Source organism: Streptomyces sp. NPDC001922 (assembly GCF_042891165.1).
In the GTDB taxonomy this organism is placed as follows: domain Bacteria; phylum Actinomycetota; class Actinomycetes; order Streptomycetales; family Streptomycetaceae; genus Streptomyces.
In genome coordinates, this window is record NZ_JBIASV010000019.1 from 59,864 (window position 1) to 84,199 (window position 24,336).

A 24,336-nucleotide genomic window follows, 5' to 3' on the forward strand; every position below is an offset into this window, starting at 1 on the left:
CAGGGTGCAGGAAGCGGAGAGCCAGTTCAAGAGTTTTCTGACTAACAGTCAGATTTCTTGGCCGGTGCCCTTCCCCCCTCCGGCGCCGGGCGCTCTAATGACCGCCGGGCCGCGGGCCCGAACGTCGCCGCCGGGGCGAGGAGGAGATGTGGAGTACAACCTTGCCGACCTGTTCGAGTCGGTCGTGGACGCCGTCCCGGACCGCGAGGCGCTGGTGTACGTGGACCACCCCGGCACCGGCGCGGAGCGGCGCCTGACCTACGCCGAGCTGGACGCCGCCGCCAACCGGCTCGGCCACCATCTCCTGGACCGGGGGATCGGCCCCGGCGACCATGTCGGCCTGCACCTGTACAACGGCGTGGCCTACGTCCAGACGCTGCTGGCCTGCCTGAAGATCCGCGCGGTGCCGGTGAACGTCAACTACCGGTACGTCGAGGAGGAGTTGGTCTACCTCTACCGGGATGCCGGTCTGGCGGCCCTCGTCTTCGACGGGGAGTTCGGTGCGCGGGTGGTGGCCGCACTGCCGCGGACGCCGTCGCTGCGCCACCGGATCCGGGTCGGCGGGAGCGCCGAGGAGGCCGACTGGCCGGGCGGTCCGCCGGTGCCGTTCGCCGAGGCCGTGGCGTCCGGGAATCCGGAGCGGGGCTTCGGGCCGCGGTCCGGGGACGACCGGTTCATCATCTACACCGGCGGCACCACCGGCATGCCCAAGGGCGTGCTGTGGCGTCAGGAGGACCTCTTCTTCGCCGGCATGGGCGGCGGCGCGCCGACCGGCGAGCCGGTGTCCCGGCCGGAGGAGCTGGCCGAGCGGGTCGCGGCGGGCGGTGCGGGGCTGGTGTTCTTCCCGACCGCGCCGCTGATGCACGGCACGTCCACCCTCACGGCCTTCATCGCGTTCCACTTCGGCCAGAAGGTGGTGCTGCACCGGAAGTTCGTACCCGAGGAGGTGCTGCGCACGGTGGAGCGGGAGCGCGTCACCAGTGTCTCCCTGGTCGGTGACGCGATGCTGCGGCCGCTGGTCGACGCGCTGTCCGGGCCGCTGAAGGGGACCGACTGCGCGTCGCTGCTGAGCGTCAGCAGCTCCGGCGCGATCCTGTCCGAGACGGTGCGGGCCCGGTTCCGGGAGCTGGTGCCGCACACGCTGCTGCTCAACAACTTCGGTTCGTCGGAGTCGGGTTTCAACGGCACCGCCACCGAGGACGCGGGGCCGGAGAGGGGCTTCCGGTTACGGGTCGGCCCGACGACCACCGTGGTGGACCCGGCCACCCACGAGCGGGTGCCGCCGGGCGAGCCGGGACGGATCGCCCAACGCGGCCATGTCCCGCTCGGCTACCACAACGACCCGCGGAAGACGGCCGAGACGTTCTTCGAGGCGGACGGGGCGCGCTGGGTCCTGCTCGGGGACATGGCGACCCTGGACGAGGACGGGGTGCTGACGGTCCTCGGCCGCGGCTCGCAGTGCATCAACACCGGGGGCGAGAAGGTCTATCCGGAAGAGGTCGAGCAGGCCTTGAAGGCGCACCCCGATGTGTACGACGCGCTGGTCACGGGCGTACCGGACCCCCGGTGGGGGCACCGGGTGGCGGCCGTGGTCGAACTCCGGGACGGGGCCGCGGAGCCGACGCTGGAGGAGATCCAGCAGCACTGCCGCACCCGGCTGGCCGGGTACAAGATCCCGCGCGGCCTGGTCGTCACGGCGCGGATACAGCGGTCACCCAGCGGAAAGGCGGACTACCGGTGGGCGCGCGCCGTGGCGGCGGGCGGGGCCGGCTGAACGGACAGCCGGGGAAGGGGCCCGGCCGGTTCAGCTCGCGACCTTGGAGAACTCCGCCGTGAAGGCCCGCACGAAGGCCTTCAGGTCCCTCGGCCGCCGACTGGTGACCAGCGTGTTCGGGCCGTCGGTGCAGACCCGCGCCTCCTCGTCGACCCAGGTGCCGCCGGCGTTGCGGATGTCGGTCCGGACGCTCGGCCAGGAGGTGAGGGTGCGCCCGCGCACCACATCGGCCTCGACCAGGACCCACGGCGCGTGACAGATCGCCGCGACCGGCTTGCGGCCGTCGAAGAAGCCCTTCACGAACGCCACGGCCTGCGGATCGAGTCTCAGGAAGTCGGGGTTGGCGACCCCGCCGGGGAGCACCAGGCCGTCGTACTCGGCGACCGTGACCTCGGGGACCGTCCGGTCGACCGGGAAGGTGTCCGCCTTGTCGAGGTGGTCGAAGGCCTGGATCCTGCCGGTCCTGGTGGAGACGAGTTCGGGGGTGCCCCCCGCGTCGGTCACGGCCTGCCACGGTTCGGTCAGCTCGACCTGCTCGACGCCTTCGGGGGCCACGAGGAAGGCGACCTTCACGTTCGTCACGTCCTCTCGGGTTGTCGCGCTGCTTGTCGTGCTGCGCCGGGCTGCTCGGCTCGGTCGCCGCACGCCCCCTCGACTTCCCGGGCATACCCGGATGAAACAACCCGCGCGGTGAGCGGCGACACGGCCGCGGCCGGCCATGGGCCCGCACCCGGACGCCCGATGCCTCACCCGCTGTCCCCGCCGGATCACCCCCGGTCCGGGCCCGCGCCCCCGCCCGTCCGGTCCGGGCCGTCCGCATCAGCCGCACCGGCCCCGTCGGCGTCGTCGGCGTCGTCGGCGTCGTCGGCGTCGTCGGTGTCGTCGGTGTCGTCGGTGTCGTCGGTGTCGTCGGTGTCGTCGGTGTCGTCGATCAGCGTGGAACCCTCGAACACGCCGAGCCGCTCCCGGTAGAGCTCGATCGGCACCCCGTTCGGGTCGTGCAGGTAGAGGCTGTCCTCGACGCCCCGGTCCGGGCCGAGATACTCGATGCCGGCGGCGTCGAGCGCTTCCCGCGCCGCCGTGTACTGGGCGTCGCTGACCGAGAGCGCGAGGTGCTGGACGCCGCCGACGGTCTCGGTGAACGGCGGGTGGTCGTGCCCGGGGAAGTCGAAGAACCCGAGCAGATTGCCGTGGCCGATGTCGAAGAAGAAGTGCGTGGAGCCGCGGTAGTCGCGGTTCTCCACGATCTCGACCAGGGGGAAGCCGAGGAACTCCTGGTGGAAGCGGATCGTCTCCTCGACGTCCCGGCAGATGAAGGCGATGTGGTGGATGCCGCGCGCTGTGGCGGCCGGCCGGTTCCGGCGGCCGTGGAGGTACCGGGCCCGCAGTTCCTCACGGTGCGCGCGCACCCGTTCCAGCGCGGCTCCCTCGGGCTGAGGCATGTCCTGGTCCTCCTGGCGACTCAGCGGTTGATTGGCCCTTCAACCATTAAGCCGCTTCTGCCCACGAACCGGAAGGCCCACCGCCGGGTGACGCCGCAATCCGGCCGGTGATCACCCGAGGCCGGGAATCCGCAGGCCGACGGCGGTATCGCCCGTCGGCCCGCGTCGTTCAGCCGGCGGCGAACCGGTCCCGCAGCTCGCGCTTGAGGATCTTGCCGCTGGCGTTCCGGGGCAGTTCGTCCACGAGGAAGACCCGTTTCGGCGCCTTGAAGTGGGCGAGCCGCTCCCGGGCGTGGTCGACGAGCCGCTGCGGCTCGATGTCACCGCGCGGGACGACCACTGCCGTGACGCACTCGATCCAGCGGTCGTCGGGGAGTCCGATCACCGCCACCTCGGCGACCTGCGGATGCTGGTACAGCACGTCCTCGACCTGGCGCGAAGCGACCAGCACTCCCCCGGAGTTGATCACGTCCTTCACCCGGTCGACGACGGTCAGATAGCCCTCCGCGTCCCGGACGGCCAGGTCGCCGGAGCGGAACCAGCCGTCCCGGAAGGCCTCGGCCGTCTCCTCCGGCTTCTCCCAGTAGCCCTCGCAGAGCTGCGGGGAGCGGTAGACGACCTCACCGGGTGTGCCGTCGGGAGCGTCGTCCCCCGCCGCGTCCACCACCCGGGCCTCCACGAACAGGACCGGACGGCCGCAGGAATCCATCCGGCCGTCGTGCTCCTCCGGCCGCAGCACCGTGGCGAGCGGACCGATCTCGCTCTGCCCGAAGCAGTTGTAGAAGGCGAGCCCGGGGAGGCGGTCGCGCAGCCGCTCCAGCACCGGCACGGGCATGATCGACGCCCCGTAGTACGCCTTGCGCAGTGCCGACAGTTCGCGGTCCGCGAAGTCCGGGTGCCCGGAGAGCGCGATCCAGACGGTGGGCGGCGCGAACAGGCTGTCCGCCCGACCCGCCGCCACCAGGCCGAGGAGCGTGGCGGGATCCGGTCCGTCGACGACGGTGTTCTCCGCGCCGACCGCCAGATACGGCATCAGGAACACGTGCATCTGCGCGGAGTGGTAGAGCGGCAGAGCGTGCACCGGCCGGTCCGTCTCGCGCAGATCGAGCGCGGTGATCGCGCTGACGTAGGCGTGGACCAGGGCGCGGTGCGTCATCATCGCTCCCTTGGGCAGCGCCGTGGTGCCCGAGGTGTAGAGCAGTTGGGCGAGGTCCTCGGTGTCCGGTGGCGGATCCGCGAGGTACGGCCGCGCCGTGCGGAGCCGGGCGAGCAGGGAGTCGTCGGCGTCGCGCAGCGGCAGCACGGCGAAGCCGTCGGGGACGGCGGGGGCCGTGCCGGGGTCGGCCAGCACCAGGGAACTGCCCGACTGCTGCAGGATGTACCGCAGATCCTCGCCGGTGAGGTGATGGTTGACCGGTACGTGCACCAGCCCGGCACGGGCGCAGGCCAGAAAACCGATCAGGTAGGCGTCGGAGTTGTGCCCGTAGGACGCGACCCGGTCGCCGGTCCGGAGCCCGTGCCCGCGCAGGACGCCGGCCGCCGCCGAGACCGCCTCGTCCAGCTCGCGGTAGGTCCAGGAACGGGCGCCGTACCGCAGGGCGGTACGGTCCGGCACGCGCCGGGCGCTGCGCCGCAGGACGCCGTCGACTGTGCTGCTGCGTACACCGGTCATTCCGTGATCCTGTGGCGCGCGCCGTATGAGGTCAAGGCACCGGGCGGGGTCGGGAGCAGGTTCGGCGAGTCCGGTGTCCGTCAGGGCACTGCACGGACACCGGGTGGGCGGCACAGGACGGTTCAGCCATCGGGCGGGCTCGGTCCCCGTCGTCCACCGGCCGGCTCCGCAGCCGGCCGGTCCGCGTCAGAGCAGGTCCGAGGGGTCCGGGCCGGGGTTCCAGGACGAGGTGCCGTGGACGGTGCCGACGGACTGTACGGCGCACCCCATGCGGTCGACGGCGGTGAGGACGGCGTGCCGGGCCGCTTCGCTGTCGCTGGGCGGGAAGGCGACGCGGAGTTGGTGCGTGTAGGCCGTCTCGTAGGTCAGCTGCCAGCCGGTTCCGGTGACGATGAAATGGTCCTGTCGGCTGCCGTTGTATTCACGTCTCCACCAGCTGTTGGTAGTCGTCCGGCAGCCGGGTGCCCAGCGCCTGCTCCGTGTCGTCCCAGTCGCCGCGGCCGTTGACCGCTTCGACGGGCGGCGGTATCCGTTCGACGATCCGGGCGAGGGAACCCGCTGCATTGATCATGGACACACCTTAGGCCGGGAGATGCGGCCCTCGGGCGTACCCGGCTCCGGCACCGGGCCGGGCCCTCGACCACGGTGCCGGAGATACTCCGAGGCGCGGGGACCGGCCCCTCAGACGGCCCGTTCCCGCCCCTCCCAGTACGGCTCGCGCAGCCGCCGCTTGTACAGCTTGCCGTTGGGGTCGCGGGGCATCGTGGTGACGAAGTCCACGGAGCGGGGGCGCTTGTAGCGGGCGAGGCGCTCCTCGCAGTGGGCGAGGAGGGAGGCGGCCAGCTCCTCCCCCGGCTGGTGGCCGTCCGCGGGTTCGACGACCGCCTTGACCTCCTCGCCCCAGTCGTCGTGCGGGATGCCGAAGACGGCGGCGTCCGCGACGGCCGGGTGGGAGAGGAGGGCTGCCTCGATCTCCGCGGGGTAGATGTTGACCCCGCCCGAGATGATCATGTCGATCTTGCGGTCGCGGAGGTAGAGGTAGCCGTCCTCGTCGAGGTAGCCGAGGTCGCCGACGGTGAAGAAATCGCCGATGCGGTTCTTCCGCGTCTTCTGCTCGTCGCGGTGGTAGCTGAAGCCGCCGGTGGTCATCCGCATGTAGACGGTGCCCAGTTGCCCCGCCGCCAGCCGGTTCCCGTCGTCGTCGAAGACCGCCAGCTCGCTGATGGGCCAGGCGCGGCCGACGGTGCCCGGCTTCTTGAGCCAGTCCTCGGCGGTGGCGAAGGCCCCGCCGCCCTCGCTCGCCGCGTAGTACTCCTCGACGCAGGTCCCCCACCAGTCGATCATTGCCCGCTTGACGTGGTCGGGGCAGGGCGCGGCCCCGTGGATGGCGTGCCGCATCGAGGAGACGTCGTAGGCGTTCCGGACCTCCTCGGGCAGGGCGAGGAGCCGGTGGAACTGGGTGGGCACCATATGGGTGTGGGTGCACCGGTGACGGTCGATGAGCCGCAGCATCTCCTCCGGCCGCCAGCCGTCCATGACCACCAGCCGGTGGCCGAGATGCAGCGACGCGCCCGCGAACTGCAGGACGGCGGTGTGGTAGAGCGGCGAGCACACCAGGTGGACGTGGTCGCCGAAGGGCTCGATGCCGAAGATGCCGAGGAATCCGCCGAGGTACGCCTCCTCGGGGGGCCGGCCCGGGAGGGGCCGGCGGATGCCGCGGGGGCGGCCGGTGGTGCCGGAGGTGTAGTTCATGACCCAGCCGAGGGTGCGGTCCGCGGGCGGCTCGGGCGACTGCCCGTCGAGGAGGTCCCGGTACGGCCGGAAGCCGTCGACGGTGCCGACCGCGTAGCGCTGTCCGGCCGGCAGTCCCGCCTCGTCGGCGGCGCGCGAGGACTGCTCCCCGAACCGCTCGTGGGCGATCAGGACCTTGGCCCCGGAGTCGGCGACGATCCAGGCGATCTCCGGGCCGACGAGGTGGTGGTTGACGGGAACGAGGTACAGCCCGGCCTGGGTGGCGGCGAGGAAAGCCGTCAGCAGCTCGGCTCCGTTGGGGAGTACGGCGGCGAAGGCGTCACCCCGGCGCAGCCCCGCCGTGCGGAGCCCGTGCACCAGCCGGTTCGCCGCCGCGTGCAGCTCCGCCGCGGTCCACTCCGCGCCGTCCGGTGCGGCCAGGACCGTACGGTCCGGATCCGCGGTGGCCTGGGCCCAGAAGCCCTGGGGTGCCGGGGTCATGGTGCTCCTCCTCGCGTCGGGTCGGGGCCTTGCGTCGGGGCCGAGGTCTCGTACCGGGGGCCTCGTGCCGGTGGGGAGGGTGCGCGTCGGGCGGGGCTGCGCACCGGGGAAAGGGCGCGGGTCGGGACGGATACCTGCCGGGATCGGGGCCGGACGGCGCGTCAGGCGCGTCCGGCGATGCGCTGGACGCGGTCGACGGCACGCTCGAATCCGCGGGTGAGGTCGTCGAAGACGGCCTGGACCCGGCGCTCGGAGGTCATCTGGCCGACGATCTGGCCGACGGGCGTGCCGAGCAGCGACTCGACCTCGTACCGCTGGATACGGGAGACCGCCTCGGCGACCAGCAGCCCCTGGAGCGGCATCGGGAGCGCCCCGGGGCCGGTGGGGTCGTCCCAGGCGTCGGTCCACTCGGTGCGCAGCTGGCGGGCCGGTTTCCCGGTGAGCGCCCGGGAGCGGACGGTGTCGCCGGATCCGGCGGCCAGCAGCTTGCGCGTCAGGGCGCGGGAGCGGAGCCGGGCCTCCCGGGTGGTCAGCCAGATCGAGCCCAGCCACACCCCCTGGGCGCCGAGGGCCAGTCCGGCGGCGATCTGTTCGCCGGTGCCGATGCCCCCGGCGGCGAGCACGGGCAGCGGGTCGACCGCCTTGACGACCTCGGGGGTGAGCACCATCGAGGCGATCTCCCCGGTGTGGCCGCCCGCTTCGTACCCCTGGGCGACGACGACGTCGATGCCGGCTTCCGCGTGGCGTTCGGCGTGCCGGGCGCTGCCCGCCAGCGCGGCCACGAGAATCCCGTGCTGGTGCGCCCGGCGGACGATGTCGGGCGGCGGGGAGCCGAGGGCGTTGGCGAGCAGCCGGACCGGGTAGTCCAGGGCGACGTCCAGCTGGGAGCGGGCCACGTGTTCCATCCAGCCGGTGATCCGCCAGCCGGACGCCTCGCCCTCGGGGAGTTCGGGGACGCCGTGCTGGGCGAGGGTGTCCCGGACGAACCGGCGGTGGGTGTCCGGGATCATGTCCTCGATGTCGGCCTCGGTGACGCCGTCCACCGCGCGGGCGGGCATGACCACGTCGATGCCGTAGGGCTTGCCGTCGGTGTGCTTCTGCATCCAGTCCAGGTCGCGGGCGAGCTCGTCCGGGGCGCCGTACCGGACCACGCCGAGCACCCCGAGGCCTCCCGCGCGGGTGATCGCGGCGGCCACCGCGGGGAACGGCGTGAAGCCGAAGATGGCGTGCTCCACGCCCAGTCTCTTGCTCAGCTCCGTCTCCATGGGGCGCAGGATGCCGCAGGGCGACGGCCGAGGGAAGAGATTTTCTGATGCAGTGTCAGTTTTCTTGCCGGGTGCGGCGGATCCGCCGGAGGGCACCCCTCCGGCTGCGTTCCGGCGGGGTCACTCCCCCAGCGCCGCCATGGCGGCGTTGTGCCCCGGGATCCCGCTGACCCCGCCGCCGCGCACCGCTCCCGCGCCGCAGAGCAGCACATTGGCGTGCCCGGTCTCCACGCCCCACCGGCCGGTCTCCCCGGTGGCGTAGGGGAAGGCGAGGTCGCGGTGGAAGATGTTCCCGCGGGGCAGGCCGAGGTCCCGTTCCAGGTCGAGCGGGGTCTTCGCCTCGATACAGGGCCGGCCCTCGGCATCGGTGGCCAGGCAGTCGGCGACCGGCTCGTCGAGGCAGGCGTCGAGCTGGGCGAGGGTGGACTTCAGAAGGTCCTCGCGCACCGCGTCGTGGTCCCGCTCGAACAGGCCCGCCGGGGTGTGCAGTCCGAACAGGGTGAGCGTCTGGTAGCCGCGGCCGGCCAGCTCCGGCCCCAGGATGGAGGGGTCGGTCAGGGAGTGGCAGTAGATCTCCGACGGCGGGGCGGCCGGCGGCTCCCCGGCCGCGGCCTGCCGGTAGGCCGTCGCCAACTGCTCGTACCCCTCGGCGATGTGGAAGGTGCCGGCGAACGCCTCACGGGGGTCGACGTCCCGGTCGCGCAGCCGGGGCAGCCGGCGCAGCAGCATGTTCACCTTCAGCTGCGCGCCCTCGGCGCGGGGGGCCGGGGGTTCGTCGCCGAGCAGCTCGGCCAGGGTCCGCGGGGACGCGTTGACCAGGACCTGCGCCGCGGCCACGGTGCCCTCCCGCTCGGGCCCGCGGTACGTCACCTCCGCACGGGTGCCGTCGGTGGCGATGCCGGTCGCCTCGTGTCCGGTGACGATCTCGGCTCCGGCGGCGCGGGCGGCGTCGGCCAGCGCGTCGGTGAGGGCGCCCATGCCGCCTACGGGGACGTCCCAGTCGCCGGTGCCGCCGCCGATGACGTGGTAGAGGAAGCAGCGGTTCTGCCGCAGGGACGCGTCGTGCGCGTCGACGAAGGTGCCGATCAGCGCGTCGGTGAGGACGACACCGCGCACCAGGTCGTCCCGGAACGTCTCCTCGACCACCCGGCCGAGCGGCTGCTCGAACAGGGCCTGCCAGGTCTGCTCGTCCGCGATCCGCTCCCGCAGCGCCTCGCGGGCCGGCAGCGGCTCCGTCAGGGTGGGGAAGACCCGCTCGGCGAGCCGCGCCGTCCGGCCGTAGAAGTCCTCCCAGGCCGCGAACTCCCGGTCGGAGCCGGTGAGCCGGGCGAAGGCGGCCCGGGTGCGCTCCCGGTCGCCGCTGTGCACCAGCAGGCCGGTGGCACGCCCGCCCCGCTCGGCAGGGGTGTAGGACGACACGCTGCGCCTGCGGACCCGGAAGCGCAGCCCCAGCTCCCGGACGATCTTCTGCGGCAACAGGCTGACCAGGTACGAGTATCGGGAGAGCCGGGCGTCGACCCCCGGGAAGGGGCGGGTGGAGACGGCGGCGCCGCCGGTGCGGTCCAGGCGCTCCAGCACGAGCACGCTGCGGCCGGCCCGGGCCAGATAGGCGGCGGCGACGAGACCGTTGTGGCCTCCGCCGATGATCACTGCGTCGTACGCGTCCTTGGCAGCCATGTCTCTGCGTACCACGCCGTCGCCGTACCCGGCCAGAGCGCGCGGGGCCGGCGCCGTCGGGCGGAGCGGGGCGTTCCGGGTGGGGGCGGAGCAGAGTGTTTCGGGCCGGGGCCGGGGCGGGGGGGCCGGCTCAGAGACCCGGGGTGCCCCGCTGCTGCCGCAGCACCGCGACCCGGCGGTAGAGGGCGACCGCCTCCTCGGAGCGCCCGAGTTGCTCCAGGCAGTGGGCCTCGTCGTTCCTGCTGGTCAGGGCATCGTGGTGGTCGGAGCCCAGCACCCGCTCCCGGGCGGCGGCGACCTCGCGGTAGACCGTCAGGGCGTCGCCCCAGCGGCCCAGCCAGCCCAGGCCGACGGCGACTTCGCGACGGCTGACCAGCGTGTCCGGGTGGTCCGGGCCCAGCACCCGCTCGCGCACCGCGCACACTTCACGGGCCTCGGCGAGCGCGTCCTCCCAGCGGCCGAGGCGGCCGAGGTTGACGCCGCGGCCGTGCCGGGCCCGCAGCGTCTCGGGATCCTCCGGGCCGTGCGCCCGGGTGCGGTCGTCCACCAGGGCGTGATAGAGCTTCAGCGCCTCGGAGCTGCGGCCGAGCCGCCCCAGGCTGATGCCGACCTCGTACCGGGCGGCGAGCGTGTCGGGGTGCTCCGGGCCGAGTGCCTCGCTGCGGGCCCCGGCCACTTCGCGGTAGGTGAGCAGCGCCTCGTCCCAGCGGCCGAGCCGGCCCAGGACGTAGGCCACCTCGTACCGGGTGACCAGGGTGTCCGGGTGCTGCGGCCCCAGCACCCGGGCCCGTGCGGCGGCCACCTCACGGGCCATCGTGTACGAGTCCTCCAGCCGGCCCAGCCGGCTCAGGTTGTAGGCGAGGTTGTGGCGGCAGCGCAGGGTGTCGGGGTGGTCGGCCCCCATGATGCGCTCCCGGGCGGCGAGCACGTCGCCGTACAGCTCGTGGGCCTCGAAGTGCCGGCCGAGCCGGCTGAGGGCGTACGCGCTCTCCTGGCGCGCGGCGAGCGTGTCCGGGTGCTCGGCGCCGAGGGTCCGATCGCGGCCGGTGGCGACCCGGCCGAACTCGCGCAGCGCGTCACCGGGGCGGCCGAGTCTGCTGAGGGTGTAGCCGACCTCGTAACGGCTGGCCAGGGTGTCGGGGTGGTCCGGGCCGAGGACGTGCTCGCGCTCGGCGGCGACCGCCCGGTGCACCTCCCCGGCCTCCTCCCAGCGGCCCAGCCGGCTCAGGCTGAGGCCCGCGTTGTGCCGGCCGCGGAGCCCCGCCAGCAGCTCCGGCGACGGCGCCGACCGGCCCGGCACCGGCGGGGAGGTGGTGCGGGCGTCGGTGGGCGCGGTCCACTCCCCGGTCAGCGCGGTCCACGCCGCGGGCAGGACGGTGCCGCGGCCGCCGTGGGCCCGGGAGCCGAGGGTCATGCCGTGGGCCCAGCCGGGGAGGCCCGGGGCGGCGGCCCACCCGCCCGGCGCTCCCGTCGCCACGGCGCCCACGCCGGCGTAGTCGGGGGCGGGTGCCCGGACGGCCGGGGCGGGGCGCACCTCCGGGGGCAGCACCCCGGACCGGAGGAGACCGGGCGCGCCCAGCAGCGCGGTCGTCCCCGGACCGGGCCGGGGGTGGACGGCGGACAGGATCCGGTCCTCCAGCACGGCGGCGTCCCGGGGCCGGTGCTCGGGGTCCTTGGCCAGCAGCTCCAGCACGATGCGGTCGAGGAACTCGGGGATCTCCGGACGGTGCGCCCGGAGCGGTTCGGGCACGGTGTCGCGGTGCCCCACCAGCACCGACCAGGCGTCCTCGAGGTCGAACGGCGGCGCCCCGGTGGCGACCTCGTACAGCACGCAGCCCAGCGAGTAGAGGTCGCTGCGGTGGTCCACACCGCCACCGCCGGTGATCTGCTCGGGCGACATGTAATGCGGGGTGCCCATGGCGATGCCGATGCCGGTGAGCCGCCCGCTGAACCCGATGTCGTCGCCGAGGCGGGCGATGCCGAAGTCGCATATCTTCACGGTTCCGTCGGCCAGCCGCATGATGTTGGCGGGCTTGAGGTCCCGGTGCACGACCCCCTGCCGGTGGGTGTAGGCGAGCGCGCCCGCCACCTGGCCGGCGATCTCCACGACCTCGGGAACGGCGAGCGGCCGCTGCCCGTTGTCCTGGAGCAGCTGGCTGAGATTGCGCCCGTCGAGGAGCTCCATCACGAGATAGAGAACGCCGTCGTCGTCCCCGAAGTCGTGGACGACGGTCACCCCGCGGTGCTGGAGCGCGGCCGCGACGCGCGCCTCGCGGCGGAAGCGCTCGCGCAGCACCCGGGTGAAGGACTGGTCCTGGGGCGAGCCCAGCGGTTTCAGACACTTGACGGCGACCCGGCGCCCCAGCGACTCGTCACGGGCGGCCCAGACCTCGCCCATACCGCCGCGCCCGATCCGGTCGAGCAGCCGGTACCGGCCGTGGATCAGCCTGCTGTCCCCCATTGCCTGCCGTCGCCCCCGTCAGTTCGCTGCGCTCTCCCCGGTCCGTCCAGTATGGCGGCCGGTTCGCGGTGCTTGTAGGGCGACGTGCGGGTGGCCGGGCCCCGGTCGCGCGACGGCTCCGGCGGCAGCGCCGACCGCGACGGCCGGCACCACCGGTTCCCGGCCGCCGTGATCCGGCCCCCGGCCCGCGGTTGCCGGGTCCCGTCGCCGTGGCCGGGGGGCGGAGGGGCGGAGCGCCGGCGGGCGCACGTCGACAAGGCGCGGTGCGCGCGTGCTCCCGTGCGCCGCGGCAACGGCTCGTCCGCCGGAGGCCGGGTGAGCCGGGCGCGGCGCGGCTGCCGATGCCCGTCGCCCGGTGATCGCCGTCGCGGCAGCGCCCGGCGAGAGGACGGCGTGACCGTGCGGCATCCGCTCCGCCCCGCCGACTGTCCGCGGACGGGACTACCGTCGTGCTGTTCCATTCGTGAGTGAGACGGGGGTCGGTACGAATGTTGAGCGAAACTCTGCTCCGGAGCGAGGATGTGGCGGCTCCGGACCGGTTGGCGTACTGGGCGGATCTGGTCGGGCGGACGCACGCGCCGGTGCGCATGGAGAGCGAGCACGCGGACGACTTCCGGGCCGTGCAGCGCGTGCTGGATCTGGGCGCGGTGACCCTATGGCCGGCGAGGTTCCAGCAGTTGGTGATCCGGCGCACGCCGCGGCTGGTGCGACGGTCGGATCCCGAACTGTTCCACCTGTCGGTGCTCGTCGACGGTTCCGGGGTGGGGAGCTGGGACGACCAGGAGGCGGTCTACCGGCCCTCCGACCTGCACATCAACGACTCGTCGGTGCCATGGGAGATCCGCACGGGGCACGAGCCGGTGTCCCTGGTGGGGGTGGAGATCCCGAAGGCTCTGCTGCCGCTGCCGACGAAGCTGCTCCGGCGCGGGGTGCCGCGGCGGGCGCCGGCCGGCACGGGGATGGTGGCCCTGACCACGCAGTTCCTGACCCAGGTCGTCACGGATGCGCCACGCTACCGGCCGGAGGACGGGCCCCGGCTGGGGGCGGTGCTGGTGGACCTGGTGGCCGCGCTCTTCGCACACGCGGCGGAGGCGGAGCGGTGCCTTCCGGAGGGGGCGCGGCAGCGGGCGCTGTTATTGCAGGTGAAGCAGTTCATCCAGGCCCATCTCCACGATCCGGAGTTGTCTCCGGGGGACGTCGCGGCCGCGCATCACATCTCGGTGTCCTATCTGCACCGTCTGTTCAAGGGTGAGGAGACGACCGTGGCCGTGTGGATCAGGCGGCGCAGGCTGGAGGCGGCCCGGCGCGATCTCACGGATCCGGCGCTGACGGAGGTTCCGGTGCATGCGGTGGCGGCGCGGTGGGGGTTCTCACGGGCGTCGGACTTCAACCGCTCGTTCAGGGCGGTCTACGGGATGCCACCCGGCGAGTACCGGAAGTGCCCGATGAAGTGCCCGACGAGCTGAAGTTCGCTGCACGCGCCCCCATGACACCACGGCGTCCGAGACCGACCACCCCGGTCCCGGAGGCCGTGGTCATGTCTCGTCCGTGTCTGCGGTCGCCGTCCGGTCTCCGGTCGCCGTCCGTGTCTGCGGTCGCCGTCCGTGTCTGCGGTCGCCGTCCGGCCGGTGAGGCGGTCCGGTTCGGCGGCGCCCGTTCCGCCCTCGTCCCTCGTTCCGGCCCTCGCGCCGCGCCGTGGGCCCGGGTCGGACCCCGACGGGCCCCGACCCGGGCCCGCGGGACGGCTCATCCGGGGCATCCACGAGGGCGCCGAAAAAAACTTCGCTCGGTGATGTCGAGAACCCGTGGCCGGCTCCGTCCCCGAGGTGAACGCGACCACAATGGGTCGCACCAGCACCGAGGAGAAGCATCATGGCCAAGTACTTGCTGCTCAAGCACTACCGGGGCGCCCCGGCCGCGGTCAACGACGTGCCGATGGACCAGTGGGCGCCGGAGGAGATCACGGCCCACGTGCAGTACATGCAGGACTTCGCGGCCCGGCTGGAGAAGACCGGCGAGTTCGTCGACGGTCAGGCGCTCGCCCCCGAGGGGGCGTGGGTCCGGTACGACGGTGAGGGGCGCCCGCCGGTCACCGACGGCCCGTTCGCCGAGACCAAGGACCTCATCGCCGGCTGGATGGTGATCGACGTCGACAGCTACGACCGGGCCGTCGAGCTGGCCGGAGAACTGTCGGCCGCCCCCGGCGCGGGCGGGAAGCCGATCCACGAGTGGCTGGAGGTGCGCCCGTTCCTGACCGCGTCGCCCACCGTCACGGAGTGCCACTGAGGTGGACGAGGTCCTGCTGAGGAGCCTCACGCCCAGCGTCCTCGCGATCCTCGTCCGCCGCGGAGCCGACTTCGCGGCGGCCGAGGACGCGGTGCAGGACGCCTTGGTCGAGGCCCTCCGGGCCTGGCCGGCCACCCCTCCGCGGGACCCGACGGGGTGGCTGGTCACCGTGGCCTGGCGCCGGTTCCTCGACGCCGCCCGCGCGGACGCCGCCCGCCGCCGGCGCGAGAACCGTCTGGACGAGGAGCCGGCGTCCGGGCCCGTGCCCGCGGTGGACGACACGCTCCAGCTCTACTTCCTGTGCGCCCACCCGTCGCTGACGCCGTCGTCCGCCGTCGCGCTCACACTGCGCGCTGTCGGCGGGCTGACCACCCGCCAGATCGCCCAGGCGTACCTGGTGCCCGAGGCGACCATGGCGCAGCGCATCAGCCGGGCCAAGCGCACCGTCTCCGACGTACGGTTCGACCGGCCCGGCGACGTCGCCACCGTGCTGCGCGTCCTCTACCTGGTCTTCAACGAGGGCTACTCCGGCGATGTCGACCTGGCCGCCGAGGCCATCCGGCTCACCCGGCAGCTCGCCACCGCGTACGACCACCCCGAGGTGGCGGGGCTGCTCGCCCTCATGCTGCTCCACCACGCCCGTCGCGCCGCCCGGACCGCGCCCGACGGCAGCCTGGTGCCGCTCGCCGAACAGGACCGCGGCCGGTGGGACACCGCGGCGATCGCCGAAGGCATCGAGATCCTGCAGGCGGCCCTCGCCCGCGACCGGCTGGGCGAGTTCCAGGCCCAGGCCGCCATCGCGGCGCTCCACGCCGACGCGCCCACCGCCGAGGACACCGACTGGGTGCAGATCGTCGAGTGGTACGACGAACTCCTGCGCCTGACCGACAGCCCGGTCGTCCGGCTCAACCGCGCGGTGGCCGTCGGCGAGGCCGACGGACCACGCGCCGGCCTGGCGGCACTCGCGGAGCTGGGCGACTCCTCCCCCGGTACGTCGGGCAAGGGGGATCCCACCCCGAGCTCACCGAGCAGAAGGGACTCCGACCCGATCTCTTCGAGCAGGGGACATCCCGTGCCCCGCTACACCGCCGTGGCGGCCTATCTCCACGAGCGCGACGGCGACCTGGAGACGGCGGCACGGCTGTACGCCGAGGCGGCCCACCAGGCACCCAACCTCGCCGAACGCGACCACCTGACCCGCCAGGCCGCCCGGCTCAACGCCCGCCGGCCGCACTGAACGTCCGCCGGTGTCGCCGACGGGTCGCGCTCGGAATGTCACGCAGAACTGAGCAGGGTGTGACCAGGCCGAGTACGTGCCGTCCCTGCACATGCAGGCCCGCTGGTGCGGTCTATCGGCATACGGATCGGGGTCTGGGGGCTCATGGTGCGTGCTGGGGCCCTGATTGGCCGGCGGCGGCGGCTCGCAGAGTGGCGGCCAGAGGCTTGCACCCGAGCTGCATCAGCGCCCGGACCGCACTGGCCTCGCGACCGGTCTGCCACAGGCCGGCGGCGGGGGTGGTGAAGGGAGTGACGGTGAGACCGTGCGCGCGGAAGGGGGCGGTGTTCAGATAACTCATGCCGCCAGTTCCGCACAGATACGACCTGGCACCAGTGAGGGCCGCAAGGTCGGCGAGACGTTCTGAGCGGCCCATCCTGGCGTGAAGTCTGCTGCTGCGGAGGACGCAGCCGGTCCAGCCCAACAGGTTCAGAAGAATACGGGTGGACGCCTCGGCTAGATCAGCGGTCTTCTCGGTGGTGTCGAACAGGTCGAGAAGCGAGGTCAGGGCCTGCTGGAAGGCGGGCCAGTGGGGGCTGGCTCCGTAGTACTGCTGCAACATCTGCGCGGTTCTGCGCCGGGACCGCAGAGGTTCGACGATCAGTGCGTCCCGGATGGCTGTCCGACGGCCGTGGGGCAGGTGGGTGGGGATGGTGAGCCACCGGCGGTCCTGCGCGTCGGGCAGGGAGGCGAGGCGGGTTCGATGCTGGTAGTCGCGGCGGGTGAACTGGACGTCGTCCAGGACGATCCAGCAGTCCGCCGCGAACAGCTTGGCCAGGGTGGTCAGCCGCGGGAACAGATTGGGCTGGTGGATCGCGCACAGCCCGCCGGGTAATGGCAGGTCAGGTGAGGAGGCGACTGGTGAAGCCATCGCGGATGAGGGATTCGTAGGCGGCATGCACGTCCTCCGGGACGTCCTGCTCGATGGCGAAGCCGAGCCGGGGGTACTCGATGACCCGCTGCATGTCGCCGACGAGCATGTGAGTGACAAAGGCTTCGTCGCCGATCGCCTTGAGGTAGTCGTCGAACTCCAGAGGTTCGGACGCGCAGATCACCTCCACCTCGGGCCAGACCTTGCGGCAGGTGGCATAGGCGCGTCGTTCCATATAGGGCATCGCCGTCAACAGCACGGATGCCGGCATGATGCCGGCCGCGGCCAGCACCTCACGGGTGAAGGCGATGTTCTGCCCGGTGTTGGCGGCGTCCGGCTCGATGAGGACAGCGTCGGCGGGGACGCCGATGCCGATGGCGTGGTCACGGAAGTGAACAGCCTCACCGCGCGGGAAGCGGGCGGCGGTGTTGGGGCTGTTGCCGCCGGTGAACACGAGAGTCGGTACGAACCCCTGGTGATAGAGGTCGGCGGTGAAGGCCGCGACCCGCAGGTCGTGGCTGCCCAGCCCGATCGCCACATCGCAAGGCTTCAGCTGGTGATGCATCTGGTGGTAGTCCCAGATCAGTTTCGCGTTGCGCCACTGGTCCTCGGAGACGGCCCGCTGCTGTTCCGTCACTGCTTCTCCCTGCTCACCGTTGCCTGGGACGTCGTGTCCCCTGGATCGTGGTCCGGATGCCCCCGATGCTGCGAAGTTGGTGGCTCATGCCGTATTGCGCGGCCATCTTCGCGGCCCCGTCGAGAACCTGCAGTCCATCATCCCGGGTGGCCGGGTCGGAGAGCAGGATGTGAGCATGGGCGGTGTCCAGACGCACGCGTTGCATCGGTGAGTCGGTCGTGGCGGTGCTGCGTGCGATGTCGATGAACTGCAGGGCTTTGGTGAGGTCGCCGGCGCCGCGATGGGCGAGGGCGAGTTTCTGGTGGGCGATGGACCAGTCGTCGGGCTCGGCCAGGTCCTCGAAGTCACGGGTCGCGGCGAGCATGACGCGAGCGGCATAGTCATGGTTGCCGTCCTTGCTCAGCGCGGTCCCCACCCACAGCCGGGCCCTGGCCCGGTCTCGGCGGGAGAGCCGGTCATCCACCGCCAGAGTTTCGTAGTGACGGGCAGCGGTCTCCAGTTTGCCGGACATCTCGGCTACCACGGCGAGCGACAGGTCGAGCTGTGCGATGCGGCGGGGGATGTCGAGCTGGGTGAACGCCGAGCGCGCGCCCACATACGAGTGCTGGGCTGACAGCGGCCCCAGCACGGCGCCCTGATCACGCTGCAGATCACCGAGCAGGGCCGTTGAGCGGGCGAACAGATACAGGCCTCTGTCGTCCAGCTCGACCGGTTCGAAGCGGCCCAGCCAGCGGCTCAGCAGGTTGTCGGCGAACGCGAAACTCTGGCGGGACAGCGCAACGACAACCCGGTCCAGGTCATCGGCCCAGGACTCGTATTCCCAGGCTCGTGGGCCGGACGCAGTCACCCGCCGTCCCGGCCCGGCCGCGGAGCGACCTGCTTCGGACAGCAGTGTCTCGAACCGCAGATGCACCGTGGCATCTGCACGGGCCAGCGCGGTGTCCAGGATCGCCTGCGTGTCAGCCCTCGGCTCGGTGGACTCGAGGAGCTTGTTCCACTTGGCGACAGTGCGCTGAGCGACCCCGAGGTGTTGGGCAAAGACCCTGACGCTCATCCGTAGCGCGAGCTGCAGGGCATGAGCCTCCAGGCCACTCCAGTGGTGCACGGTCGCCACACGTCACTCCCTTCCGCACAGCATCGAAGCACGATGCAGGCAGATGGGGCACGCAAGTGCAACGGAAGTACAACAACGAGTCATTTTCCAGGAGTTGGAACAGGGCCACTCTCGGAGTGCTGGCCCGGTCCCGTCGGGCCGACCCCGCCTCCCGCCTCCATTCATCCTTCGAAAGGACACACAAGTGGATCCCCTCACGGAGCATCGCACGGTGAACGGCCCGACCGTCTACGGCTTCCTCCGGCTCCCCCAGCAGGCTGCCGCCCGGCAGACGGCCCTGACCGGGGCCCTGGTGGAGTACTGCCACAGCCACGAGCTGGTGCTGGGTGCCATCTTCATCGAACGCGACAGCACCGCGACTGCCTTCAGCACGGCGTTCACCGGCCTGCTGGATGTGCTCGACCTGCCGGATGTCTATGGCGTGGTTCTGCCTGCCGCCTCCCATCTGGGGCCCAAGCCGATAGCCGTCGAGCGGCGACTGCAGATCACCGGCTCAGGAGTGCGGCTGATACTCGCCCGCGGCAACAGGACGATCCGCCGGACATCGGATCGCTGTCGCCGCAGCACTCCCAGCTCTGCCCCTACCGTGGACACCGAGACATGAGGCTGCCATGCCCGATGCCATCAAGAGATTCTTTGCGCCCGACCCCGAATCCGTGGGTCAGGTCCGTGACTTCGCCCTCCGCACCCTCGCCGCCTGGGGCTTGGAAGGGAGGGCCGAAGACGTCCGCCTCTGTGTCTCCGAGCTGGCTACCAACGCCCTCACGCACGGCACATGCTGCGGCCATGGCTTCCACGTCACGATGAGCGTCGAGGACGACATCGTCCGCGTCGAGGTCCAGGACTCCAGCCCCCACCGGCCCAAGCGCCGAAGCCCCACCGACGACGACACCTCCGGCCGCGGCCTGCACATCGTCGACATGCTTTCCGATGACTGGGGCATCGAAGATCGCGGAGTGACGGGCAAAGCCGTCTGGTCCCGCTTCAAGACTGCCCCAGCCACCCCAGGGGCACCCTAGTCGCCCCTGTGCTCGCCCTACACGCACAGGGACAGCCCGCCCGAGCCTCCTTGACGACGGCTGCTCAAGTCCGCTCGCACTGGCCCTGAACTGCGAACGCAGCAGGCGGCTGGTCTCCTGACTCAGGAGACCGGAACGCAGAGTCAGAGGGGCCTACCGCCGCACCCGTGGCATTCCCAAGCCGATCCAGGAGATGATCTCCCGCTGGATCTCGTTGTTGCCGCCGCCGAAGGTGAAGATCACTGCGCTGCGGTAGCCGCGTTCCAGTTCGCCGTGGAGCACGGCGCCCGCGGAGCCCTCCTTCAGCGGGCCGGCGGCGGCCACCACCTCCATCAGCCAGGCGTAGGCGTCCCGGCGTGCCTCGCTGCCGTAGACCTTGACGGCGGAGGCGTCCTGCGGGGTGAGTGCGCCGCGCTGGAGGGCGTCCACCATCTGCCAGTTGAGCAGCTTCAGGGCGTCGAGGCGGGTGTGCGTGCGGGCCAGCCGGCTGCGGACCCAGCCCAGGTCGATGACCCGGCGGCCGTCGGTGAGCTTGGTGTCGGCGGCCCAGCGCTGGACGTTGTGCAGGGCGCGGATCGCCATGGTGCCGTGGGCGGCGAGGGTGACGCGCTCGTGGTTGAGCTGGGTGGTGATGAGCCGCCAGCCCTGGTTCTCCTCCCCCACCCGGCGGCTGACGGGCACGCGGATGTTCTCGTAGTGGCTGGCGGTGGTGTCGTGGGAGGCGAGGGTCCGGATGAGGGTGCAGGAGTAGCCGGGGTCGGTGGTCGGCACGAGGAGGATGCTGATGCCCTTGTGCGGCGGCACTCCGTGCTCGATGGGGGTGGTGCGGACGGCGAGCCACACCCAGTCCGCCGTATCGCCGTTGGTGGTCCAGATCTTCTGGCCGTTGACGACGTAGTCGTCCCCGTCCCGTACGGCACGGGTCTTCAGCGACGCGAGGTCGGTGCCGGCGTCGGGTTCGCTGTAGCCGATGGCGAAGTCGATCTCCCCGGCGAGGATCTTCGGCAGGAAGGAGCGCTTCTGCTCCTCGGTGCCGAACTGCATGATCGTCGGCCCGACGGTGTTGAGGGCCATGAGCGGCAGCGGGACGCCGGCCTGTGCGGCCTCGTCGAAGAAGATGAACTGCTCCATGGGGCTCATGCCGCGGCCGCCGTACTCGGTGGGCCAGCCGACGCCGAGCCAGCCGTCGGTTCCGAGGCGGCGCACGGTCCGGCGGTAAAAGCGCTTCTGGTCGGCCGGATCGCCGTACCGGGCGTACGCGTTGTCGGGCACCAGCTCGGCGAAGTAGCCGCGCAGCTCGGTACGGAGCTGCTGTTGTTCGGGGGTGTATTCGAGATGCACGGCCCCTCCCGGAGTCCTGTCCCTGTTGTCTTGGAGCCCTGTTCTGGAGTCCTGTCCCGGAGTCCTGTCGCTGTCGTGGAGTCCTGTCGCTGCGGCGGCGCACAGAGTAGAACGCGTTCCATAAATCCGGAAGACGCGATGCGGGTCCGGATGTTGGCCGACTTCCGACACTCCGCCGGGCGGTACCCCGCACAGCGGGAACGGGTGCGGACCCCGCACAGCAGGAACAGTGCGGACGTTCCAGCTCAGCGAGCAGTGGCGGAGTTCCAGATCAGCGGGTAACGGCGGGAGCACTCCGCCTCCACCTGCCGCAGCCGCACCGCCACGGCTTCCCGGCGCGGCTCCGGGCACTCGCGGGCGAGCCGGTGGAACAGGGCGCGCAGCCGCAGGAGCACCATGGGCGAGCCCTCGGCCGCCACCATGACGTCGTCCACGGCCGTACCGAGCCAGTCCGGCCAGTCCGGGACGTCCATGACGAGTCGCGTCCGGCCGCGGGCGTCCGCCAGCCGCCCGGTTCCCAGGTCCCGGACGGCGGCCAGGGCCAGCAGTTCCTCGGTGTGGTCCAGCGCCTGGACGGCGGTGGCCGGGTCGTTGACCGCCGGGGAGAGCGAGCGCAGCGCGATGTCGGCCAGCAGCCGGAACGCCAGACCGGGGTCCTGGTCGAACGTCCGCTCCGGGCCGGTGATGACGGACCGCAGCACCTCATGGGCGGGCAGCGGGCCGCCGTGGACGGAGGCGAGGACCGTGCCGCGGCCGACCGTTCCGCCGGTCCGGGGCCGGAGGACGACCACACTGTCGTGCGCGGTGGCGGCCGTCAGCAGCCGCTCCACGTCGACCTGCTGGAGGACGGCGCCCGGACGGTTCCAGTAGAGGTCCGTGCGCTCACCGGCCGGCCGGTCACCACCCCCTCCTTCACCACCCGTCCACACCCCACCGTCCCGCTCACCCCCCGTCCCGACGCTCCCCGCCCGCTCGCGGTCCGGCGGCAAGCCGGGAGGCGGTTCCTCTCCGGTGAACGGATGCGGGTGGCGGGCCTCCAGGACGGCGTACGCCCGCTGGGTGATCGCGTCGAGGGTCGGGGCCAGCTGGATCGAGTCGAACGCCCGCACCTGGAGGGTCCGCATCAGGGCCAGGGCGGCGAGGGCGAGGAGCATGTCGATCGCCGGTACGGCGACCGTGACCCGGTCCCGGGCGCCGATGGTCAGCCCGGCCGTGACGGAGAAGACGAACACCCCGATGGCGAAGGCGAAGGTGCGCCAGACGATGGGGGCGTTCCGGAACAGCCCGAGGCGCGGGGTGAGGTTGCTGTACGCCCACTGCACGACGAGATACAGCACCGAGAACAGGAGGCTCACCAGGCTGACGACCCCGAAGCCCACGGTGAACAGCAGGCCGGCCACCCGTTCGCCGTCCACCTCGGGCGACACCGGGATCCGGTGGGCGAACAGACCGCCGAAGAACCCGGCGAGCGCGCAGATCAGCTGGGACCCGCCCCGGCGCAGGCCGCGGCGCGGCCGCCGCAGCGGGCCGCCGGGACGGAGCCGTACGGCGCCCCGGCCGTTCGCCGTCAGCTGCACGGAACGCCTCCCTCCGGTGGGCCGCACCTCGTCATCGCCACAGCAGCGGCATCCCACCCGCGCGGGCCACGGGCGGGCGTACCGGGCCGCGGTGTCCCCGCACCCCGTGTTCGGCCAGCGGCCCGACGGCGAGGCCGTGTTCGCGGCAGGCCGCGATCAGATCGGGCAGGGCGCCCAGCGGGGCGCGCCAGGCTCCGCGGGCGCCGGTGCTGTCCGAGTCGTGCAGCAGCACCGTCGTGCCGCCGCGCAGGGTCCGGTTCAGTTCGGCCAGCACGGTGTCCGGGCTGGCCCGCGCGGTCCAGTCGCGGCCCCAGGCCGACCACAGCACCGGCTGCAGCCCGGCCCGCCGTGCCGCGGCCCAGCGCCCGGCGGTGAGGATGCCGTACGGGGGGCGGTACCAGAGGGGCCGTCGGCCCGCCAGCCGGCGGACCGCCTCCACGGTGCGCCGCAGCTCGTGGGCGTCCCGCCGGGGGCGGGGGGTCCAGGGGTGCTCGTGGTGCCAGCCGTGGACGGCGAGTTCATGGCCCTCGGTGACGATCTCCCGGCCGAGGGCGCGGTGCCGCTCCAGGGCGCTGCCGAGGACGAAGAACGTCGCCCGCACCGACAGCCGGTCCAGTTCCCGCAGGAAGAGCGGGGTGCTCCGGGGGTCCGGGCCGTCGTCGAAGGTGAGGGCCACATGGCCGTGGTCGCCCTGTCCGTCCAGCGCCGGACCCAGGGTCCTGCGGACGGCGGGCAGCCAGGTGGCCGCGGGTCCGATGTGCCAGGCCGCGGCGGCGAGGACGGTACCGGCGGCCGCCCGGCGGAGCAGGGGCGCGTTCACCACATGTCTTCCTTTCCCTGGCCCGCCACGACGGGCGACCGGGCCAGCTGCACGCTGCCCAGGGCGAGTACGGTCAGCGCCGCGGCCTCGGGGACGATCCGCAGGCCGAGGGCGAGTTCCTCGTCGAAGAGCACCGCGCCGAGGACGACGCTGAGGAGGGCGTCGCCCAGGGTCAGGGCGGGCTGGGAGGCGACCAGGGTGCCGGCCCGCAGGGTGGCCTGGAGCAGCAGGAAGCTGAGCAGCCCGACCCCCAGCGCGGCGTACGTCTGCCAGGCCGTCAGCAGCGCCCCGACGCCGTCGGTGAGCCGGCCGATCGCGTCCTTCATCAGCGCCGCGGTGCAGGAGAAGCCGATGGCGGTCGCGGTGCCGAGCACCGCGGCCCGCGGGGAGGACGGCAGCCGCAGTGCCGTCACCACCAGGACGAGCACCAGTGCGGAGACCGACGCCGCCACCACCAGCCAGCGGTTCCCGGGCACCGTCGACCGGCCGCCCGAGGGCGAGGCGAGCGCCAGGAAGGCGGCCAGCCCGGCGGCCATGGCCACGAACGCCCACCGGGTGCGCCGGTCGGGCCGGCTGCGGAACACCACACTGCCCACCACCAGCGTGAACAGCAGTTCCGTGGTCATCACGGGCTGCACCACGGCCAGCGGACCGGTGGCGAGCGCGGCGGCCTGGCACGCGCCGGACAGCGCGAGCGCGCCGGCCCCCCACAGCCAGACCGGCCGGCGCAGCAGATGGAACAGCCAGGAGACCTTCGGGGTGGGCCGGCCCGCCTTCTCGTCGGCGGCGGCGCGGCGCTGGAGCACCGACGCCACGGCGTTGCCCAGTGCGGCGAGCAGCGCCAGGCAGATCGAGAGCACCGTCAGCACCCC

The 24,336-nt window shown here is 72.6% G+C and carries 21 protein-coding genes; 6 read left to right on the forward strand and 15 right to left on the reverse strand.

What is annotated here, in order from left to right:
- The first annotated feature begins 148 nt into the window (after positions 1-148).
- The gene (locus ACFYYR_RS29705; RefSeq protein WP_388860320.1) at positions 149-1,774 is read left to right on the forward strand and encodes an acyl-CoA synthetase; all 1,626 of its coding nucleotides are present in this window, start codon (positions 149-151) and stop codon (positions 1,772-1,774) included.
- 30 nt (positions 1,775-1,804) lie between these two features.
- Here ACFYYR_RS29705 and ACFYYR_RS29710 read toward each other — a convergent pair whose 3' ends face one another.
- The 8 genes from ACFYYR_RS29710 to ACFYYR_RS29745 form a co-directional block, all read right to left on the reverse strand.
- Positions 1,805-2,347, reverse strand: coding sequence for a type 1 glutamine amidotransferase domain-containing protein (locus ACFYYR_RS29710; RefSeq protein WP_388860468.1), 543 nt, complete (start codon positions 2,345-2,347; stop codon positions 1,805-1,807).
- 194 nt (positions 2,348-2,541) lie between these two features.
- The gene (locus ACFYYR_RS29715; protein WP_388860323.1) at positions 2,542-3,216 is read right to left on the reverse strand and encodes a VOC family protein; all 675 of its coding nucleotides are present in this window, start codon (positions 3,214-3,216) and stop codon (positions 2,542-2,544) included.
- Positions 3,217-3,385: 169 nt separating this feature from the next.
- A complete protein-coding gene (locus ACFYYR_RS29720; protein WP_388860326.1) occupies positions 3,386-4,888 on the reverse strand; it encodes an acyl-CoA synthetase in 1,503 nt (500 codons plus the stop codon).
- A gap of 421 nt (positions 4,889-5,309) precedes the next feature.
- Entirely contained in the window at positions 5,310-5,459 is a 150-nt protein-coding gene (locus tag ACFYYR_RS29725; RefSeq protein ID WP_388860329.1) for a hypothetical protein, read from the reverse strand.
- A gap of 110 nt (positions 5,460-5,569) precedes the next feature.
- The gene (locus ACFYYR_RS29730) at positions 5,570-7,120 is read right to left on the reverse strand and encodes an acyl-CoA synthetase (RefSeq protein ID WP_388860332.1); all 1,551 of its coding nucleotides are present in this window, start codon (positions 7,118-7,120) and stop codon (positions 5,570-5,572) included.
- Positions 7,121-7,281: 161 nt separating this feature from the next.
- Positions 7,282-8,385: a nitronate monooxygenase gene (locus ACFYYR_RS29735; RefSeq protein WP_388860335.1), complete on the reverse strand. Its 1,104-nt coding sequence runs from the start codon at positions 8,383-8,385 to the stop codon at positions 7,282-7,284.
- Between the two features lie 120 nt (positions 8,386-8,505).
- A complete protein-coding gene (locus tag ACFYYR_RS29740) occupies positions 8,506-10,062 on the reverse strand; it encodes a phytoene desaturase family protein (RefSeq protein WP_388860338.1) in 1,557 nt (518 codons plus the stop codon).
- A 130-nt stretch (positions 10,063-10,192) separates the two neighbouring features.
- Positions 10,193-12,523, reverse strand: coding sequence for a tetratricopeptide repeat protein (locus ACFYYR_RS29745; RefSeq protein ID WP_388860342.1), 2,331 nt, complete (start codon positions 12,521-12,523; stop codon positions 10,193-10,195).
- Positions 12,524-13,011: 488 nt separating this feature from the next.
- Here ACFYYR_RS29745 and ACFYYR_RS29750 point away from each other — a divergent pair, with 488 nt between their 5' ends.
- The 3 genes from ACFYYR_RS29750 to ACFYYR_RS29760 all read left to right on the forward strand — a co-directional run bounded on the left by ACFYYR_RS29750 (position 13,012) and on the right by ACFYYR_RS29760 (position 16,046).
- The gene (locus tag ACFYYR_RS29750; protein ID WP_388860345.1) at positions 13,012-13,989 is read left to right on the forward strand and encodes a helix-turn-helix domain-containing protein; all 978 of its coding nucleotides are present in this window, start codon (positions 13,012-13,014) and stop codon (positions 13,987-13,989) included.
- A gap of 406 nt (positions 13,990-14,395) precedes the next feature.
- Complete coding sequence (locus ACFYYR_RS29755; protein ID WP_388860348.1) at positions 14,396-14,809, forward strand: YciI family protein; 414 nt, start codon at positions 14,396-14,398, stop codon at positions 14,807-14,809.
- A gap of 1 nt (position 14,810) precedes the next feature.
- Positions 14,811-16,046 carry an RNA polymerase sigma factor gene (locus ACFYYR_RS29760; RefSeq protein ID WP_388860351.1) on the forward strand — a complete coding sequence of 412 codons (1,236 nt, stop codon included), beginning with the start codon at positions 14,811-14,813 and terminating at the stop codon, positions 16,044-16,046.
- A 142-nt stretch (positions 16,047-16,188) separates the two neighbouring features.
- On the opposite strand, the gene ACFYYR_RS29765 is transcribed toward ACFYYR_RS29760, so the two are convergent.
- The 3 genes from ACFYYR_RS29765 to ACFYYR_RS29775 are packed head-to-tail and all read right to left on the reverse strand — an operon-like array spanning position 16,189 to position 18,707.
- A complete protein-coding gene (locus ACFYYR_RS29765; protein WP_388860354.1) occupies positions 16,189-16,956 on the reverse strand; it encodes a WbqC family protein in 768 nt (255 codons plus the stop codon).
- Positions 16,928-17,593 carry a YdcF family protein gene (locus tag ACFYYR_RS29770; RefSeq protein WP_388860357.1) on the reverse strand — a complete coding sequence of 222 codons (666 nt, stop codon included), beginning with the start codon at positions 17,591-17,593 and terminating at the stop codon, positions 16,928-16,930. Before ACFYYR_RS29770 ends, ACFYYR_RS29765 begins: the two co-directional genes overlap by 29 nt.
- Positions 17,594-17,606: 13 nt before the next feature.
- Positions 17,607-18,707 (reverse strand): hypothetical protein, encoded by a 1,101-nt coding sequence (locus ACFYYR_RS29775; RefSeq protein WP_388860360.1) that lies wholly within the window; start codon positions 18,705-18,707, stop codon positions 17,607-17,609.
- Between the two features lie 184 nt (positions 18,708-18,891).
- Between ACFYYR_RS29775 and ACFYYR_RS29780 the strand changes: the two genes are divergently transcribed.
- Both ACFYYR_RS29780 and ACFYYR_RS29785 read left to right on the forward strand, forming a co-directional pair.
- Positions 18,892-19,311 (forward strand): hypothetical protein, encoded by a 420-nt coding sequence (locus ACFYYR_RS29780; RefSeq protein ID WP_388860363.1) that lies wholly within the window; start codon positions 18,892-18,894, stop codon positions 19,309-19,311.
- A gap of 7 nt (positions 19,312-19,318) precedes the next feature.
- Positions 19,319-19,726 (forward strand): ATP-binding protein, encoded by a 408-nt coding sequence (locus ACFYYR_RS29785; RefSeq protein WP_388860366.1) that lies wholly within the window; start codon positions 19,319-19,321, stop codon positions 19,724-19,726.
- Positions 19,727-19,879: 153 nt separating this feature from the next.
- Here ACFYYR_RS29785 and ACFYYR_RS29790 read toward each other — a convergent pair whose 3' ends face one another.
- From ACFYYR_RS29790 to ACFYYR_RS29805, 4 genes are all read right to left on the reverse strand, one after another.
- Complete coding sequence (locus ACFYYR_RS29790; protein WP_388860369.1) at positions 19,880-21,067, reverse strand: acyl-CoA dehydrogenase family protein; 1,188 nt, start codon at positions 21,065-21,067, stop codon at positions 19,880-19,882.
- Positions 21,068-21,312: 245 nt separating this feature from the next.
- On the reverse strand, positions 21,313-22,644 hold the full coding sequence (locus tag ACFYYR_RS29795; protein ID WP_388860372.1) for a DUF2254 family protein: 1,332 nt from the start codon (positions 22,642-22,644) through the stop codon (positions 21,313-21,315).
- Positions 22,645-22,675: 31 nt separating this feature from the next.
- Entirely contained in the window at positions 22,676-23,467 is a 792-nt protein-coding gene (locus ACFYYR_RS29800) for a polysaccharide deacetylase family protein (protein WP_388860375.1), read from the reverse strand.
- Complete coding sequence (locus tag ACFYYR_RS29805) at positions 23,461-24,330, reverse strand: DMT family transporter (RefSeq protein WP_388860471.1); 870 nt, start codon at positions 24,328-24,330, stop codon at positions 23,461-23,463. The genes ACFYYR_RS29800 and ACFYYR_RS29805 overlap by 7 nt, the downstream gene beginning before the upstream one ends.
- Positions 24,331-24,336: the final 6 nt, after the last annotated feature.

Coding starts and splice junctions, on each gene's coding strand:
- ACFYYR_RS29715 (WP_388860323.1), bottom strand. CDS start 3,216: ATGCCTCAGCCCGAGGGAGCCGCGCTGGAACGGGTGCGCGCGCACCGT.
- ACFYYR_RS29720 (WP_388860326.1), bottom strand. CDS start 4,888: ATGACCGGTGTACGCAGCAGCACAGTCGACGGCGTCCTGCGGCGCAGC.
- ACFYYR_RS29725 (WP_388860329.1), bottom strand. CDS start 5,459: ATGATCAATGCAGCGGGTTCCCTCGCCCGGATCGTCGAACGGATACCG.
- ACFYYR_RS29730 (WP_388860332.1), bottom strand. CDS start 7,120: ATGACCCCGGCACCCCAGGGCTTCTGGGCCCAGGCCACCGCGGATCCG.
- ACFYYR_RS29735 (WP_388860335.1), bottom strand. CDS start 8,385: ATGGAGACGGAGCTGAGCAAGAGACTGGGCGTGGAGCACGCCATCTTC.
- ACFYYR_RS29740 (WP_388860338.1), bottom strand. CDS start 10,062: ATGGCTGCCAAGGACGCGTACGACGCAGTGATCATCGGCGGAGGCCAC.
- ACFYYR_RS29745 (WP_388860342.1), bottom strand. CDS start 12,523: ATGGGGGACAGCAGGCTGATCCACGGCCGGTACCGGCTGCTCGACCGG.
- ACFYYR_RS29750 (WP_388860345.1), top strand. CDS start 13,012: ATGTTGAGCGAAACTCTGCTCCGGAGCGAGGATGTGGCGGCTCCGGAC.
- ACFYYR_RS29755 (WP_388860348.1), top strand. CDS start 14,396: ATGGCCAAGTACTTGCTGCTCAAGCACTACCGGGGCGCCCCGGCCGCG.
- ACFYYR_RS29765 (WP_388860354.1), bottom strand. CDS start 16,956: ATGGCTTCACCAGTCGCCTCCTCACCTGACCTGCCATTACCCGGCGGG.
- ACFYYR_RS29785 (WP_388860366.1), top strand. CDS start 19,319: ATGCCCGATGCCATCAAGAGATTCTTTGCGCCCGACCCCGAATCCGTG.